This window comes from Thermomonospora umbrina (assembly GCF_003386555.1).
In the GTDB taxonomy this organism is placed as follows: Bacteria; Actinomycetota; Actinomycetes; order Streptosporangiales; family Streptosporangiaceae; genus Thermomonospora; species Thermomonospora umbrina.
The window spans coordinates 5,979,812-5,993,496 of the sequence record NZ_QTTT01000001.1; the positions used below are offsets into that span (position 1 = coordinate 5,979,812).

Below are 13,685 nucleotides of genomic sequence, written 5' to 3' on the forward strand. Positions count from 1 at the left end.
ACCCATGGACGACATCCTGGAACTCCCCGAGACCGAGATCACGCCCCTGCGGGAGCTGGACGCGACCGTGAGGGTCGTCGGCTCCAAGAGCTACACCAACCGGTTCCTGGCCATCGCCGGACTCTGCCGCGAGCAGACCGTCCTGCGCAACGCCCTCCACTCCCAGGACACCATCCTCCTGGCGAGGGCGCTGCGCGCCTTCGGGCACGTCGACGTCCACCGCGACCCCGAGTCCGCGACCATCACGGTGACCCCCAACGGAAACCCCATGCGGGCACCCGAGGCCGAGATCGACATGGGGAACGCCGGCACGCCGATCCGCTTCCTCATCACCATGGCCTCCCTCGCCCAGGGCCGTACGGTGCTGACCGGCAACAAGCGCATGCGGGAGCGGCCCATGGGCCACCTCCTCGAAGCGCTCGTCACCCTCGGCGTGGACGCGCGCTCCCTGCACGAGAACGGCTCACCCCCCATCGAGATCCGGGGTCCCGCGCCGAGCGGCGGGTCCACGCGCGTCGACGGAACGGTGAGCAGCCAGTTCACCAGCAGCCTTCTCATCAGCGCCCCGGTCACCGAGAAGGGCCTCCGGCTCCAGATCGTCGGCGACCTCGTCTCCAGGCCCTACGTTGACATGACGGTCGCCGCGATGCGGGAGACCGGCGTCGCGGTCGAACGCGAAGGATCGTCGGCCTTCGTCGTCGAGGGCGGCCAGGGCTATCGCGGCGGAGACGTCACCGTGGAGCCCGACGCGTCGGGCATGTCGTACTTCCTGGCGGCGGCGGCGCTGCTCGGCGGCCGGGTCACCGTTCCCGGGATCGACGGGGGCTCCCGGCAGGGCGACGTGGGCCTCGTCGAGGCGTTCGTCGACATGGGCTGCACGTCGAGCGGCGACGTCGGCGGCATCACGCTCGAGGGCGGACCGCTGTCGGGCATCGACATCGACATGACGAACATGCCGGACGTCGTTCCGACGCTCGCGGTGGTCGCCGCCTACGCCCGCGGGCGCACCCACATCACCGGCATCGGCAATCTCCGCTTCAAGGAGTGCGACCGGATCGAGGCCGTCAGCACGGAGCTGGGCAAGATGGGCGTCACCGTCGACACGACGCGGGACACGATGACGGTCCACGGCGGGTCGGAGCCGCACGGTGCCGTCATCGACACCTACGACGACCACCGGATCGCCATGGCCTTCGCCGTCGCCGGACTCCGCACCCCCGGAGTCGTCATCCGGGAGCCGGGCTGCGTGACGAAGTCGTTCCCGAACTTCTGGGAGGTCTTCCAGGGCCTCCGGGGCGACGGCTGATGGACGGCTCACCCGGGATCCTGCTCATCCTCGACGGGTGGGGCCACGCGCCGGCCGCCCCCGGCAACGCACTGGCCGCCGCCGCGTCACCCTTCCTGGACGCGCTGGTCGGCGACCCGGCCGGACTGCTGCTGGAGGCGTCGGGCGGGGCGGTCGGCCTGCCCGAGGGTGTGGTCGGCAACTCCGAGATCGGACACATGGTCATGGGGGCCGGACGGCCGCTGGAGTACGACAGCCTGCTCGTCCAGCGTCAGGCCGAGTCGGGGGCGCTGCGCACCCACCCCGTGCTCCGCGACGTCTGCGGACGGCTGGTCCGCGAGGGCGGGACGCTGCACCTCGTGGGCCTGTGCTCCGACGGGCGCATCCATGCCGACATCGGTCACCTGCCCGAGGTGCTGAGGGCGGTGCGGGCGGCGGGGCTGGAGCGATGCGCGATCCACGCCATCACCGATGGCCGCGACGTCCCCGAGGGAACGTCCGGGAGGTACCTGTCGGCGCTGACCACGATGACCGAGGAGATCGGGGTCGGGTTCGTCGCGGGCGTGATCGGCCGCGACTACGCCATGGACAAGAGCGGCCGTGACGACCTGACCGCCAAGGCGTCCCGGCTGTTGCTCGACGGGGCGGCCGAGCGGACCGCGCCCGACGCCGAGAGCGCCGTCCGCGGCCACGACCACGACGGCTCCGTTCCGCCGACGGCCGTCACGGACCCCGCGGGCACGCCGACCACCGTCCGCGACGGCGATGTCATCCTCTTCATGAACTTCCGCAGCGACCGCACCGCGCCGCTGGTGGACAGGGTCGCCGATGATCTGGCCTCCGACGGCCGCACGCGGGTACGGCTCCTCAGCCTCGGCCGGTACGACACCCGCGCCGAGGTGCCGGCCCTGGTTCCCCGCGCGGACGCCTCGGGCGGGGTGGCCGACGCGCTGGAGGAGGCGGGCGTGCGTTCGCTGCGCATCGCCGAGCGCGAGAAGTTCGACCACGTCACGTTCTTCTTCAACGGCCGCGACGCGCGCCGGCGCACGGGGGAGGAGCACGTGCTCGTCCCCCCGGCCGCCGACGGCCCCGTGCAGGACCACCCGGAGATGAACATCGACGCGCTGGGACGCGCCGTCGTCGAGGGAGCAGGGCGAGGCGACGTCGGCCTCGTCGTGGCGAACCTGGCCAACATGGACGTGGTCGGTCACACCGGCTCCTACGAGGCGACGTGCAGGGCCGTGACCGCGGTGGACCGCGTCGCGGCCCGGATCTGCGCGGCGGCCCGCGACAGCGGCCACTGGGTGCTGCTCGTGGGCGACCACGGCAACGCCGAGCAGATGCTCACCTCACCCGAGGACGGCTCCGCGCCCCGCCCCTACGGGGGCCACACCCGCAATCCGGTGCCCTGCGCGCTCGTGACGGCCGACGGGGCCCGGCCGGCGGCCCCCGCCGGGGCGGCCATCCCCTCCATCGGTCCGACGGTGCTCCACCTGCTCGGCGTTCCCGTGCCGGCGGGCATGTCGGCGCCCTCGCTGTTCACCCTCCGTTCGCGACAAGGAGCGCTCGATGATCTCCGCTGAACTGTTCTGCGACGAGCTGGCCGAGCGTGGGTTCGGCCTCGCCAGCGGCGTCCCCTGCTCGTTCTTCGGCGGGCCGATCGCGCTGCTGGGCGACAGGCCGGGAGCCTACGTCCCGGCCGCCAACGAGGGGGCCGCCCTCGCCGTGGCCGCCGGGGCGGCGCTGGCCGGTCGGCGCGCGTACGTCATGCTCCAGAACTCCGGGCTCGGCAACCTGATCAACCCGCTGACCTCGCTGGTCATGACGTACCGGATCCCGCTGCTGACCTTCGTCAGTCTGCGCGGCTGGCCCGACCCCGCCCGGGACGAGCCCCAGCACGCCGTCATGGGGCCGACCACCGAGCCCTATCTGGAACTGCTCGAACTGCCCCACTGGACCCTGCGCTCCGATGACGGGCCGGAGCGCTTCCGGGACATCCTGGACGCCGCGCTCGAGGAGCTGACGGCCGGGCGGTCGCCGTTCGTGCTCATCGAGAAGGGCGCCATCGCCAAGGCCGGCGGGTCCGAACGGCCGGGCGGCGGAGAGGACCGGCTGGACAGCGCCGAGGCCGTCCGCCTGATCGCCAAGCTCGTCGGCGACGCCGCCGTCATCGCCACCACCGGGTACACCGGCCGTGAGCTGTTCGGGATCGACGACCGTCCGGCCAACTTCTACATGCAGGGCTCCATGGGCCACGCCTCTTCCCTGGCCCTGGGTGTCGCGCTGGCCAGACCGGAGCGCACGGTGGTGGTCCTGGACGGGGACGGCGCCGCCCTGATGCATCTGGGGGCGCTGTCGACCGTCGGCGCCCAGGGCCCGCCGAACCTGATCCATGTCGTCCTGGACAACGGCGCCCACGAGTCCACGGGCGGTCAGCCCACCACCTCCGCCACGACCCGGCTGGAGGACGTCGCGGACGCCGCGGGATATCGCAGTCACCGCCGGTGCCGTACGCTCGCCGACGTCCAAGAGGCGATCGCGGAGGCGCTCGTCCGGCCCGGCCCCCACATGTGCGTCATCCCCACCCGGCGCAGGACCGGGCCGATGCCGCCCCGCGCGACGAACACCCACCCGCCCGAGTCCATGCGCGACCGGTTCACGAACGCGCTGGACCGCCCGTCCGGCTCGACCGCGCAGGAGTGAACCGCCGTGGGCCGGCCGCGGCCGGCCCACGGTGTCGGGCCGTCAGGAGGGCTCGTTGCCCGGACGCCACTTGATGTTGCAGCCGCCGCTGGGCGTGTGCGGCTGGGGAACGGCCTCGCCGGCCAGGACCAGATCGACGGCCGCCCGCAGTGAGCCGCCGTCGACGGCGTGGTCGTTCCCGGGCCGTGACGCGTCGAACCGGCCGCGGTACGCCAACCGCCGTTCGGCGTCGTACAGGAAGAGGTCCGGAGTGCACGCGGCCCGGTACGCCTTGGCGGTCTCCTGGGACTCGTCCACCAGATAAGGGAAGCCGAACCCGGCCCGGCGAGCCTGTTCGGCCAGGTGCTCGGGAGCGTCCTCCGGGTGGCCGTCCGTCTCGCTGGAACAGATGCCCACGGTGGCCAATCCACGTTCCCGATATTCGGCGGCGACGGCGGCGAATTGTTTCTCGATGTGTACCACGTACGGACAACGGTTGGACAGAAAGGCCACGAGGAGTGCCGGGGCGTCGGCGAAGTCGCTCATGGAGACCGAGTGGCCCTCGACCGAGGGGAGGTCGAAATCCGGGGCCGTGCTTCCCAACGGGACCATGAATGAGTTGGTGAAGACCATGGATTCAGTCTCTCAGGCGGATATGGGTACGGCAAGGCTCGAATCGGCACAAAAAAAGGTCGGTCGCCGCCGACCGACAAGCCATTTACGGATTCATCGCGCACAGGGCGGACCCGGGGCGGCGGCTTTCACGGTTCGCGGCCCCGGGCGATCGCATCGTCGACGGTCACGCCACCATCGGCATGATCAGACCTCCGGCCACGGCGACGGTGAACACGGAGCCCACGAAGGCCATCACCAGCTTGGGCTTGAAGATCGAGGACAGCATGGACAGCTCCGGAATGCTCGCACCCGCGCCCGCGATGACGAGGGCGAACACCGGGCCCAGGCCCATTCCCGCGGAGGTCAGGGCCAATCCGATGGGGAGAATGGACTCGGTGCGGATGTAGAGCGGAATGCCCACGAGGGCGGCGAGCGGAACGGCCCACAGGGCGTTGCCCCCGGCGACCGACATGAGGAACGACTCCGGGACGGCGCCGTAGATGACGGCACCGACGGACACGCCGACCAGCAGCGGAACGGCCAGGGGCCGGAAGTACGACCACGACTGGTTCCAGGCGGGCTCGATCTCCCGGCGCAGGCCCTGCCACGGGGAGTCGTCGTGGTCCTCCGCGCTCACCTTGACGCGCCGCACGTACCGCTCCAGCCCCGCCTTGCCCCAGGCCAGCGAGATGAGCATGGTGGCGGCGAACGTCACGACGGCGTATCCCAGCATGATCTGCCAACTGAAGAGCATCCAGATGACGCCCAGGATGATCGGGTCCAGCAGCGGTGAGGCGATGAGGAAGGCGGCCGCCCCCGTGAAGGGGGTGCCGGCCTTGATCATGCCCATCAGCATGGGGAGCGTGGAACAGGAGCAGAACGGCGTCACCGATCCCAGCAGGATCCCCTTGAGCGGCGCCACATAGGTGCCGCCGCCCATCCACAACTGCAGCCGCTTCTCGCCCACGCGCCGCTGGACGAGCGCCACCAGAAAGGCGACGATGAGGAATAGCGCGACGAGCTCGACGGTGATCACCGAGAACGTCTTGATCGTATCGACCCACTTGTCAGACATCTGGACCCACTTCCTCGTCCTCGCTCAGACAGCACGCCTGAGCCCCTTCGGGGGTGAGGGCCGCCAGCGAAGCGAGCCAGCGGACCGGTGTTCCGAACTCCTCGCAGCAGAGGGCGTAGACATTGGAACGGCCCCGCGGCATGACCTTCACCAGCGCCTGCTCCCGAAGCGGCTTGAGGTGGTGGCTGATGAGCGTTTGGCTCAGGCCGGTGGCCTCTTGCAGTTCCTTGACGGTTCGTGGACGTTCGGCGAGGAGCAGCGCGAGGACCACGCGGTGCTCGTCGGCCAGCGCCTTCAGCTTGGGCACGAGCCGGCGCGCGCGCTCCTGGTTCGACAGTTCCTCACCCTCGAGAAGGCGGACGTCCAGTTCCCTCATCACAGCTCCATAAGTATCAACAGGCATGACTTGTGTCAACAGCGAATATTGTTTGGTCGGTCGTTCGTCGCGGCGGCGACGTTTCAAATGATCGGCGAGCGTGGGCTCCAGTGGTGCGGTGGGCGGTGCGGCCTGCTCGGGAACGCCGAAGGCGACGGCGAACGTCTCGTTCTCCCGTGCATCGGAGGTCCCGAACCGAGCGTGCCATGTCCCGGGGCCGATCGAATGCCCGGTGCGCCCGCCGCCCCGGGGGACGGTGCCGGGCCGCCGTGGCGAACATGAGGCGCCCGGGCGCGGGAACAGGTCGTGCAAAGCCGCTCGGCCTCGGCGCGGAGGCGTACGGCCATCGCGTCGCCGGGCGCGAGGCTCACCGCCTTCCGCGCCGACCTGAGATCAGGAGGTCTCGACATGGGTGACAACGGTCCCACCGAAACCACCCCGCCACGGGGACGTCCCCACGACGCCGATGCCGACGAACTGCGGAGCCGGGTCCGCACCCGCTACGCCGCCGCCGCGCGGGCCGCGACCGCGGGCGGCGACTGCTGCGCGCCCGGATCGGCCGACGATGTCCGTTTCGGCGCCGGACGGTACTCGGTGAACGACCTCGCCGGTCTGCCCGCCGACGCGGTGGCCGCCGGCCTGGGCTGCGGCGACCCACTGGCCGTCGCCCACCTCGGCGACGGGGAGACGGTGTTGGACCTGGGATCGGGCGGCGGCATGGACGTGCTGCTGTCCGCCCGGCGGGTGGGGCCCACGGGTCGGGTCTACGGCCTGGACATGACCGAGGAGATGCTGGAGCTCGCCCGCGCCAACGCCGCCGAGGCCGGCGCGGACAACGTGGAGTTCCTGCGGGGTCACATGGAGGCCGTTCCGCTGCCCGACCGCTCGATCGACGTGGTCATCTCCAACTGCGTGATCAACCTGTCGGTCGACAAGCGCGCCGTGTTCGCGGAGATCCACCGGGTGCTCCGGCCCGGTGGACGCGTCGGGATCAGCGACGTCGTCGCCGAGGACCGCCTCACGACCGCCGACCGGGCGGCCCGGGGCGACCACGCCGCCTGCATGGCCGGCGCACTCGGCTTCACCGAGTACCGCGAGCACCTGGCGGCCGCCGGGTTCACCGACGTCTCGCTGACGCCCACGCACGAGGTGGCCGACGGCATGCACGCCGTGACCGTCAAGGCGACAAGGCCGACGACCGCCTCGTGATGGCGGCCGCCGTGCCGCACGCCTCCCGGCCCTGGAAGTCGTCCGCCCGGGGTCGGGGAACGTTGCGCCGACCAATCCCCGACCGCCCACTTCCCGAGCCGTCGTGCGCCACGGCCGGTCCCCGAAACGGAGAGATGACCACGCACTGGTCGACGCAATGAAAAATGAGTACCATCCCATTGTGGGCGGGGGACGGTTCCCATGGCGCATCGGCCGTGTGGAGCACCTCGCCCGACAAGGCTGCCGCTCGACGAGTGATTGACGCGTTCGAGGTGCCCGGGCAGTTCAGGCCTTCCCTTTCGTGATCGTCGGGCCATCCGTAACCGACGCCTCTTTTCCGTCGTGCCGCGCATGACGGGCCTGTTCGGCGTGGCTCGCGGAAACTCCCGGGGACCGATTCCGCCGAACGTTCCGAGAACATCACCCAGCGCATCCTCGACGACACCGGCATCGACACCGGCATCGACATCGGTGAGAACGTTCTCACGGATGGTGACTCCCGCCACGTGTCCTCGTCAGCATGGAGTCGGACCGCCCCCGCCCGCACCGGGCGGGGACGAGCATGCCGTGCGACCAGGGATGACGCCGAGCACCCAGAAGGGATCCCTCACGATGACACGGCCCAGCAGGCGTCTGACCGGCCTGTTCCTCTCCGTGGCGGTCGCGCTCTCACTGAGCGCGTGCGGCGGGGGGAGCGGACCGCCGGCTCTCCGGATGGGCGCCATCGCCACCGGGTCCGCCAAAGCCGAACAGCAGCGCTACGCGGAGACCGCCCGGCAGCTCCAAAAGACGCTCGGCGACAAGGTCGACCTCGTCACGAGCACCGATTATTACGCCATCGCCGAGGCATTGCGCGCCGGCCGGATCGATGTGGCCTTTCTGGGTTCCCTCAGCTACGTGCTCACCGAATCGCGGGCCGATATACAACCCGTGGCGGTCGGTGTCGACGCGAGCGGCAGGCCCGGCTATCACAGTTATCTGGTGACCAACAGGCCCGATGAGATCAAGGGGCCCGCCGATGTCCGCGGGCGCGCTCTCGCGTTGTCGAGCAGGCTTTCCACCTCCGGATATCTGTTCCCGCTGGACGAGTTGCGCCGGGTGGGCGTGGATCCGGAGAAGCACACCACCCTGGCCCAGGGCGGCAACCACGCGGCGAACATCCTCGCCGTGGCCGGCGGCCATGTGGACGCCGCGTTCGTCGAGTCGGTCGAGTACGAGTCGGCCGTGCGTTCGGGACGGGTCGACCCCCGAGCCGTGGTCAAGGTCTGGCAGTCGAGCCGTGTCACGGGCTCGCCCGTGGTCGTCCGCACCGACCTCCCCGAGGAGCGGCGTCGGGCCGTCACCCGCGCGCTGCTGAACCTGCGGGGCAGCGCCCGGTTCCCGATCGGGCCCGACAAGTCCCTGCGGCTGGTGCCCGCCGAGGCGACCGACTACGACGCGATCCGGGCCCTGGCCCGCCGGTCCGGGCTCTCGATCGAGAACCTCCGAGGGAGATGAGCGGCGTGATCCACTGTGACGACCTCACCCACACCTTCGACGGCATCGCGGCCGTGGACCGCGCCACCCTCACGATCGCCGCGGGAGAGTTCGTCGGGCTGGTCGGCCCCTCGGGCGCGGGCAAGACCACGCTCCTGCGCACCCTCAACGGGTTCGTGACGCCCAGCGCCGGGCGCGCCATCGTGGCCGGGCGGGACGTCGGAGCCCTGAACGGCCGCGACCTCAGACGGCACCGTCGCCAGGTGGGCATGATCTACCAGCGCTTCCATCTCGTGGAGCGGGCCACCGCGTTCCACAACGCCCTGTCCGGGGCGGCCGGCCGACTGAGCCCCTGGCGCACTTGGCTGTCGACCGCCCCGCCCGGCGAACGCGTCCGGGCCCTGGACGCCCTGGCGCGCGTGGGTCTCGCCGACCGGTGGGCGCAACGGGTGGACACCCTGTCGGGCGGGCAGCGCCAACGCGTCGCCATCGCCCGGACCGTGGTGCAGGACCCGCAGATCGTCCTCGCCGACGAGCCCGTCGCCAGTCTCGACCCCGCCAGCGCCGAACGGGTCCTGACGCTGCTGGCCGACCTCGCCCGCAAGGACGGGCGGACCGTCGTGGCCTCGCTGCACCAGGTGGAGCTGGCGGGTCGGTTCTGCGACCGGATCATCGCCCTCGACCAGGGGCGCGTCGTGATCGACGCCCCCGCCCGCCAGGTCACCGCGGAGCAGTGGGGCACCCTGTACCGCCTGGAGCACGACGTGCTCGCCGAGGAGGCCGTGTGATGGCCGGCTCCTCGCCCCCGCACCCGGCGCTGCGTCGCGCACCCCGCGCGCCCCTGATCGCGGCGGGCGGCGTCTTCATCGCGGCGACCGTGGCCGTGTGCCTCGACCTGGGCGTCTCCGGGCCGCAGTTGGCGTCGACGGTCCCCGCGTTCCTCGGATTCATCGCCGACACCATGTGGCCCCCGGACTTCTCCGGGCTGCCGGACCTGCTGCGCGCCACCCTGCTGACCATCGAGGTGGCCTTCCTCGGCACCCTGGGCGCGACCCTGGTCTCCCTGCCGCTGGCCCTGCTCGCCGCCCGCAACCTCGCCCCCCACCCGACGGTCTTCGCGGCCGTCCGCTTCGTCATCACGCTCTGCCGGGCGATACCCGACTTCGTCTTCGCGCTGATGTTCGTGGCCGCCCTGGGTCTCGGCCCGCTGCCCGGCGTGCTCGGGCTGGCCCTGCACTCGATCGGCATGCTGGGCAAGGTCTACGCCGAACGCATCGAGGAGATCGACCCCGGTCCGCCCGAGGCGCTCGCCGCGGTCGGGGCGCACCACCTTCAGGTGGTGCGTCTGGCGGTCCTTCCTCAGGTCGCGCCGAGCCTGGTGGCCAACACCCTCTATCGCTTCGACATCAACATCCGCAGTTCCATCGTGCTCGGGATCGTCGGCGCCGGCGGAGTCGGCTTCGAGCTGGTCACCGCGTTGCAGGCCCTGGACTATCGACGCGCGGCGGCGGTGATGGTCGTCGTCCTCGGCCTCGTCGCCGTGGTCGAGACAATCAGCAACCGGATCCGCCGCCGCTACCTCTGAGCGGCTCCGCCCGAGGTGCGTGGGGCGCCCTCACGGACCGCACGCCGGTTTCGGGTCCTTCCCGTCGCCGCGTTCCCGGGCCGACGCCGAAGTGGGCTGGACGCTGCCGCGGGGCCATCGGTCGCCCTGCGGGGGTGCGCGGTCACGGTTCCAAGACGGCCAGGTCGACGGAGTCGGCCATGGCCCGGTATCCGGCGCGGTGGTCCGCGGTGAGGGCAACGGAGGCCGCCCGTCCGGTCACGCTCGCGCCGATCCCGGGGGAGGAGAGAAGGGCGGTCCGGGGCGTTGACCGCCCCGGACCCGTTCAGGTGCTACTCGGCCGTGGCGGGACGCCACTGCTCGGCGGGCGACACGCCAGGGCGCGGCTTGCCGATCAGGGCCAGCGGAACGAAGAAATTGACCTGGCAGATCGCCATGATGAGCGTGGCCAGCGCCTTGTCCTCGTAGTGCCCGGCCGCGCGGGCGTACAGCTCGTCGGGAACGCGCTCACCGTTCGAGGTCGGCGTGAGGACCGCCTCCACCAGTTCCAGCGCGACGCGCTCGGCGTCGGTGAAGGAGGGCGCGTCCCTCCAGGTGGCGACCGAGGAGATCCGCTCCTCCGACTCCCCGCTCTTGCGCAGGTTGCCGGTGTGCAGAACGTTCAGGTAGGTGCTGCCGACGATCTGACCGGCGCGCAACTGCACGAGGCCGATGGTGGTCCGCGGGATCGAGCCGTTCCCGACGGCCTTGAACAGGGCACCGCCGACCTCGCCCAATTCCGGCACGAGCTGCAGGGGGTCGGGGAGTCGCGAGTCGGTGGTGGTGGCGATGGCGTTCATGGTCTGGCTTCCTTTCGGTGGATCCGTTCACCCCACTGACGAAGCCGACGAGACGGATGTGACCGGAACCGAGACCGAGACGCCCCTACCCTGATGCTCGCCGGCGGCCCAGGGCACCACCGAGGTCGAAGCCGTCTCGGTCAGGGCGCGGACGGTCGTGGCAGCCGGGGTGCGGCGTGGGTGGTCATGGCCGTTCCCCGGGTGCGGTGGCGGTGCCGATGATCTGTGGGGCGGCGGGGAAGGGCATGCCGGTGTCGGCGCGCCCGAGGCGTTCCAGGTGGGTGAGGGTGAAGCCGGCCCGCTCGATGGCGCCGGCGGTGTCGCGGCCGGCGTGGCAGCCGCCGCCCAGCAGCGGCCACACGGTGGCGTCCAAAGATTTCTGAACGCGGCGGCGGGCGGGCGCCTCGGCGGCGACGTGCTCGAAGAACCGCAGTCGGCCGCCCGGCTTCAGGACGCGGCGCATCTCGGCCAGTGCGGCGGCCGGGTCGGTGACGCTGCACAGCACGAGTGAGGCGACGGCGGCGTCGCAGGAGGCGTCGTCGGCCGGGAGGCGTTCGGCGATCCCGTCGATGACCTCCACGGGCACCGGCGCGTGCCGCGCGGCCGTCTGGGCGAGGCCGCGCAGGTGGGGTTCGGGTTCGACGGCCAGGACGCCGGTCACCTCGGGCGGGTAGTGGGCGAAGTTGGCGCCGGGACCCGCCCCGACCTCGATCACCCGTCCCGTCAGGCCGTCCAGCAGCGAACGGCGATGGGCGGCGAGGCGGCGTTCCATCAGGGTGCTGGTGCGGGCGTAGAAGCGGGCGAAGAGCGGATGCCGGTGCCCGGCCATCAGCCGCGCCCTTCTCGAGAAGATCGCATGTGGGGATGCTAGAGCCGTTCGGGCACGCGTTGGCGTCACCTCACCGGCGGGGGGACACGGCTCGCCCCGCCCGAGGTGTTCGAACGCGCTCCGACGCTGCGGGAGGTGGACCGGCGGGTGCTCAGCCCCCGTGCCTCTTGGAGGAGGGCTTGCCGTAGCCGGGCTTGGGATCGGGGGACGTGTCCTGCTGCTTGCCCCGATGGATGTCGCTCAGGCGTTCGGCGTGGTGATGGGGCTCGTGCTCCGGTCGGGTGTGGGGTTGCTTGGAGGCGCCCGTGGTGGCGTTCTCGGCACTGGGCGTGGTCCCCGCGGCCCTGGCTTCACGGGCCGCCTTCCGGCGCTGGGTCTCGTTCCCTTCCATCTTCTTGTGCGGCATGGTTCCCCCTTGACTGTCGTGCCGCCCGATGCGGGGCCGTCGTACCCCGGGATGCCGGTGCCATTCGACCGTGGCGTCAGGTCTTGAGGGTGGCGGCGTGGTCGGGGACGTAGGTCTGGGTGTCGCGCGATGGCCGCTGGTAGCCCTTGGAGGGCGGACGGGGCGGGAGGTCGAGGGCGGGCGGCTCCACGTCGTGGTACGGGACGGTGGAGAGGAGGTGGGCGATCATGTTGATCCGGGCGCGTCGTTTGTCGTCGGCGTCCACGACGTTCCAGGGGGCCTCGGGGATGTCGGTGTGGACGAACATGTCGTCCTTGGCGCGCGAGTAGTCCTCCCAGTGGGTGATGGACTCCAGGTCCATCGGGGAGAGCTTCCAGCGGCGCATGGGGTCGTCGAGCCGGGAGCGGAAGCGGCGTTGTTGTTCGTCGTCGCTGACGGAGAACCAGTACTTGCGCAGCAGGATCCCGTCCTCGACCAAGAGCCGTTCGAACGTGGGGCACTGGTGGAGGAAGCGCCGGTACTCCTCTTCGGTGCAGAAGCCCATGACGCGTTCGACGCCGGCGCGGTTGTACCAGGAGCGGTCGAACAGCACGATCTCACCGGCCGCCGGCAGGTGCTCGACGTACCGCTGGAAGTACCACTGGGTGCGCTGTCGTTCGGTGGGGGCGGGAAGCGCGGCGATGCGGGTGAGGCGGGGGTTGAGGTACTGGGCGACGCGTTTGATGGCGCCGCCCTTGCCCGCCGCGTCACGCCCTTCGAACACCACGACGAGGCGGACGCCCTCGGCCCGCACCCATTCCTGCAGCTTCACCAACTCCGCCTGCAGCCGGATCAGTTCCCGCTCGTAGACCCGGCGCGGAAGTCGCTTGGTTCCCTCGTCGTCGCTCATGGTTGTGACCATCGTAAGCGCCGGCCGGAAATCCCTCGGATCCGCACGCGACGCGGCCGCAGGCCACGCTTCGCCTCCGTTCCGCGCGGGGGGTGCCCGCGGTGTTTTCGCAGGTGCGCCCGGCGGGCGAAGGCGCCCTTCTGACTGCTCGGCGGCGCAGAAAAACGGCAACCCCCGTACTGAAGAGGCAGGTTCCCATGTCCGGCAACTCGTTCGATGATGAGAACGGACCCTTTCTCGTGCTGGTGAACGACGAGGGTCAGCACTCGTTGTGGCCGGTCTTCGCGGAGGTGCCGGCGGGCTGGACGGTCGCGCACGGCGAGGCCACCCGCCGGGCCTGTCTCGACCACGTCGAACGGCACTGGACGGACATGCGTCCGGCGAGCCTGATCGACGCCTGAGCCGATGGCCTCGGTCGCGGGGCCGGTCTTCGGCCGCGG

Annotated in this window: 15 protein-coding genes; 8 read left to right on the forward strand and 7 right to left on the reverse strand. The window is 71.1% G+C overall.

From position 1 onward, the window contains the following. Positions 1–4 precede the first annotated feature (4 nt). The 3 genes from aroA to aepY are packed head-to-tail and all read left to right on the forward strand — an operon-like array spanning position 5 to position 3,988. Positions 5–1,306, forward strand: a complete 1,302-nt coding sequence (gene aroA, locus DFJ69_RS26815; protein WP_116025145.1) for a 3-phosphoshikimate 1-carboxyvinyltransferase — start codon at positions 5–7, stop codon at positions 1,304–1,306. Beyond that, positions 1,306–2,868, forward strand: coding sequence for a 2,3-bisphosphoglycerate-independent phosphoglycerate mutase (gene gpmI, locus DFJ69_RS26820; RefSeq protein ID WP_116025146.1), 1,563 nt, complete (start codon positions 1,306–1,308; stop codon positions 2,866–2,868). The genes aroA and gpmI overlap by 1 nt, the downstream gene beginning before the upstream one ends. After that, positions 2,855–3,988, forward strand: coding sequence for a phosphonopyruvate decarboxylase (aepY, locus tag DFJ69_RS26825; RefSeq protein WP_116025147.1), 1,134 nt, complete (start codon positions 2,855–2,857; stop codon positions 3,986–3,988). Before gpmI ends, aepY begins: the two co-directional genes overlap by 14 nt. A 42-nt stretch (positions 3,989–4,030) precedes the next feature. On the opposite strand, the gene DFJ69_RS26830 is transcribed toward aepY, so the two are convergent. From DFJ69_RS26830 to DFJ69_RS35730, 3 genes are all read right to left on the reverse strand, one after another. Continuing rightward, positions 4,031–4,579, reverse strand: coding sequence for a thioredoxin family protein (locus tag DFJ69_RS26830; protein WP_245974591.1), 549 nt, complete (start codon positions 4,577–4,579; stop codon positions 4,031–4,033). 187 nt (positions 4,580–4,766) lie between these two features. Further along, the gene (locus tag DFJ69_RS26835; protein WP_116025149.1) at positions 4,767–5,657 is read right to left on the reverse strand and encodes a permease; all 891 of its coding nucleotides are present in this window, start codon (positions 5,655–5,657) and stop codon (positions 4,767–4,769) included. After that, a complete protein-coding gene (locus DFJ69_RS35730; protein WP_245974592.1) occupies positions 5,650–6,345 on the reverse strand; it encodes an ArsR/SmtB family transcription factor in 696 nt (231 codons plus the stop codon). The genes DFJ69_RS26835 and DFJ69_RS35730 overlap by 8 nt, the downstream gene beginning before the upstream one ends. 96 nt (positions 6,346–6,441) lie before the next feature. On the opposite strand from DFJ69_RS35730, the gene arsM reads away from it, so the two are divergent. The 4 genes from arsM to phnE all read left to right on the forward strand — a co-directional run bounded on the left by arsM (position 6,442) and on the right by phnE (position 10,303). Next, on the forward strand, positions 6,442–7,242 hold the full coding sequence (gene arsM, locus DFJ69_RS26845; protein ID WP_116025151.1) for an arsenite methyltransferase: 801 nt from the start codon (positions 6,442–6,444) through the stop codon (positions 7,240–7,242). 612 nt (positions 7,243–7,854) lie between these two features. Continuing rightward, positions 7,855–8,739: a phosphate/phosphite/phosphonate ABC transporter substrate-binding protein gene (locus DFJ69_RS26850; protein ID WP_170177787.1), complete on the forward strand. Its 885-nt coding sequence runs from the start codon at positions 7,855–7,857 to the stop codon at positions 8,737–8,739. Next, positions 8,736–9,506: a phosphonate ABC transporter ATP-binding protein gene (gene phnC, locus DFJ69_RS26855; RefSeq protein ID WP_116025153.1), complete on the forward strand. Its 771-nt coding sequence runs from the start codon at positions 8,736–8,738 to the stop codon at positions 9,504–9,506. The genes DFJ69_RS26850 and phnC overlap by 4 nt, the downstream gene beginning before the upstream one ends. Further along, positions 9,506–10,303, forward strand: a complete 798-nt coding sequence (gene phnE / locus DFJ69_RS26860; protein WP_116025154.1) for a phosphonate ABC transporter, permease protein PhnE — start codon at positions 9,506–9,508, stop codon at positions 10,301–10,303. The genes phnC and phnE overlap by 1 nt, the downstream gene beginning before the upstream one ends. A gap of 311 nt (positions 10,304–10,614) precedes the next feature. Here the strand turns inward: phnE and DFJ69_RS26865 are convergent, their stop codons facing one another. From DFJ69_RS26865 to ppk2, 4 genes are all read right to left on the reverse strand, one after another. Further along, entirely contained in the window at positions 10,615–11,121 is a 507-nt protein-coding gene (locus tag DFJ69_RS26865) for a carboxymuconolactone decarboxylase family protein (protein WP_116025155.1), read from the reverse strand. A 184-nt stretch (positions 11,122–11,305) separates the two neighbouring features. After that, the gene (locus DFJ69_RS26870; RefSeq protein ID WP_116025156.1) at positions 11,306–11,950 is read right to left on the reverse strand and encodes a class I SAM-dependent methyltransferase; all 645 of its coding nucleotides are present in this window, start codon (positions 11,948–11,950) and stop codon (positions 11,306–11,308) included. A gap of 151 nt (positions 11,951–12,101) precedes the next feature. Beyond that, on the reverse strand, positions 12,102–12,356 hold the full coding sequence (locus DFJ69_RS26875; RefSeq protein ID WP_116025157.1) for a hypothetical protein: 255 nt from the start codon (positions 12,354–12,356) through the stop codon (positions 12,102–12,104). Positions 12,357–12,432: 76 nt separating this feature from the next. Beyond that, entirely contained in the window at positions 12,433–13,245 is an 813-nt protein-coding gene (gene ppk2 / locus DFJ69_RS26880; RefSeq protein WP_116025158.1) for a polyphosphate kinase 2, read from the reverse strand. A gap of 197 nt (positions 13,246–13,442) precedes the next feature. Here ppk2 and DFJ69_RS26885 point away from each other — a divergent pair, with 197 nt between their 5' ends. After that, positions 13,443–13,646 (forward strand): MbtH family protein, encoded by a 204-nt coding sequence (locus DFJ69_RS26885; protein ID WP_116025159.1) that lies wholly within the window; start codon positions 13,443–13,445, stop codon positions 13,644–13,646. Positions 13,647–13,685 lie beyond the last annotated feature (39 nt).

Excerpts from the sequence above, each read along its gene's own strand:
- DFJ69_RS26850 (WP_170177787.1), top strand. The coding sequence starts at position 7,855 with ATGACACGGCCCAGCAGGCGTCTGACCGGCCTGTTCCTCTCCGTGGCG.
- DFJ69_RS26835 (WP_116025149.1), bottom strand. The coding sequence starts at position 5,657 with ATGTCTGACAAGTGGGTCGATACGATCAAGACGTTCTCGGTGATCACC.
- aepY (WP_116025147.1), top strand. The coding sequence starts at position 2,855 with ATGATCTCCGCTGAACTGTTCTGCGACGAGCTGGCCGAGCGTGGGTTC.
- arsM (WP_116025151.1), top strand. The coding sequence starts at position 6,442 with ATGGGTGACAACGGTCCCACCGAAACCACCCCGCCACGGGGACGTCCC.
- phnE (WP_116025154.1), top strand. The coding sequence starts at position 9,506 with ATGGCCGGCTCCTCGCCCCCGCACCCGGCGCTGCGTCGCGCACCCCGC.
- ppk2 (WP_116025158.1), bottom strand. The coding sequence starts at position 13,245 with ATGAGCGACGACGAGGGAACCAAGCGACTTCCGCGCCGGGTCTACGAG.
- aroA (WP_116025145.1), top strand. The coding sequence starts at position 5 with ATGGACGACATCCTGGAACTCCCCGAGACCGAGATCACGCCCCTGCGG.
- DFJ69_RS26870 (WP_116025156.1), bottom strand. The coding sequence starts at position 11,950 with ATGGCCGGGCACCGGCATCCGCTCTTCGCCCGCTTCTACGCCCGCACC.
- DFJ69_RS26875 (WP_116025157.1), bottom strand. The coding sequence starts at position 12,356 with ATGCCGCACAAGAAGATGGAAGGGAACGAGACCCAGCGCCGGAAGGCG.
- phnC (WP_116025153.1), top strand. The coding sequence starts at position 8,736 with ATGAGCGGCGTGATCCACTGTGACGACCTCACCCACACCTTCGACGGC.
- gpmI (WP_116025146.1), top strand. The coding sequence starts at position 1,306 with ATGGACGGCTCACCCGGGATCCTGCTCATCCTCGACGGGTGGGGCCAC.
- DFJ69_RS26830 (WP_245974591.1), bottom strand. The coding sequence starts at position 4,579 with ATGGTCCCGTTGGGAAGCACGGCCCCGGATTTCGACCTCCCCTCGGTC.
- DFJ69_RS26865 (WP_116025155.1), bottom strand. The coding sequence starts at position 11,121 with ATGAACGCCATCGCCACCACCACCGACTCGCGACTCCCCGACCCCCTG.
- DFJ69_RS26885 (WP_116025159.1), top strand. The coding sequence starts at position 13,443 with ATGTCCGGCAACTCGTTCGATGATGAGAACGGACCCTTTCTCGTGCTG.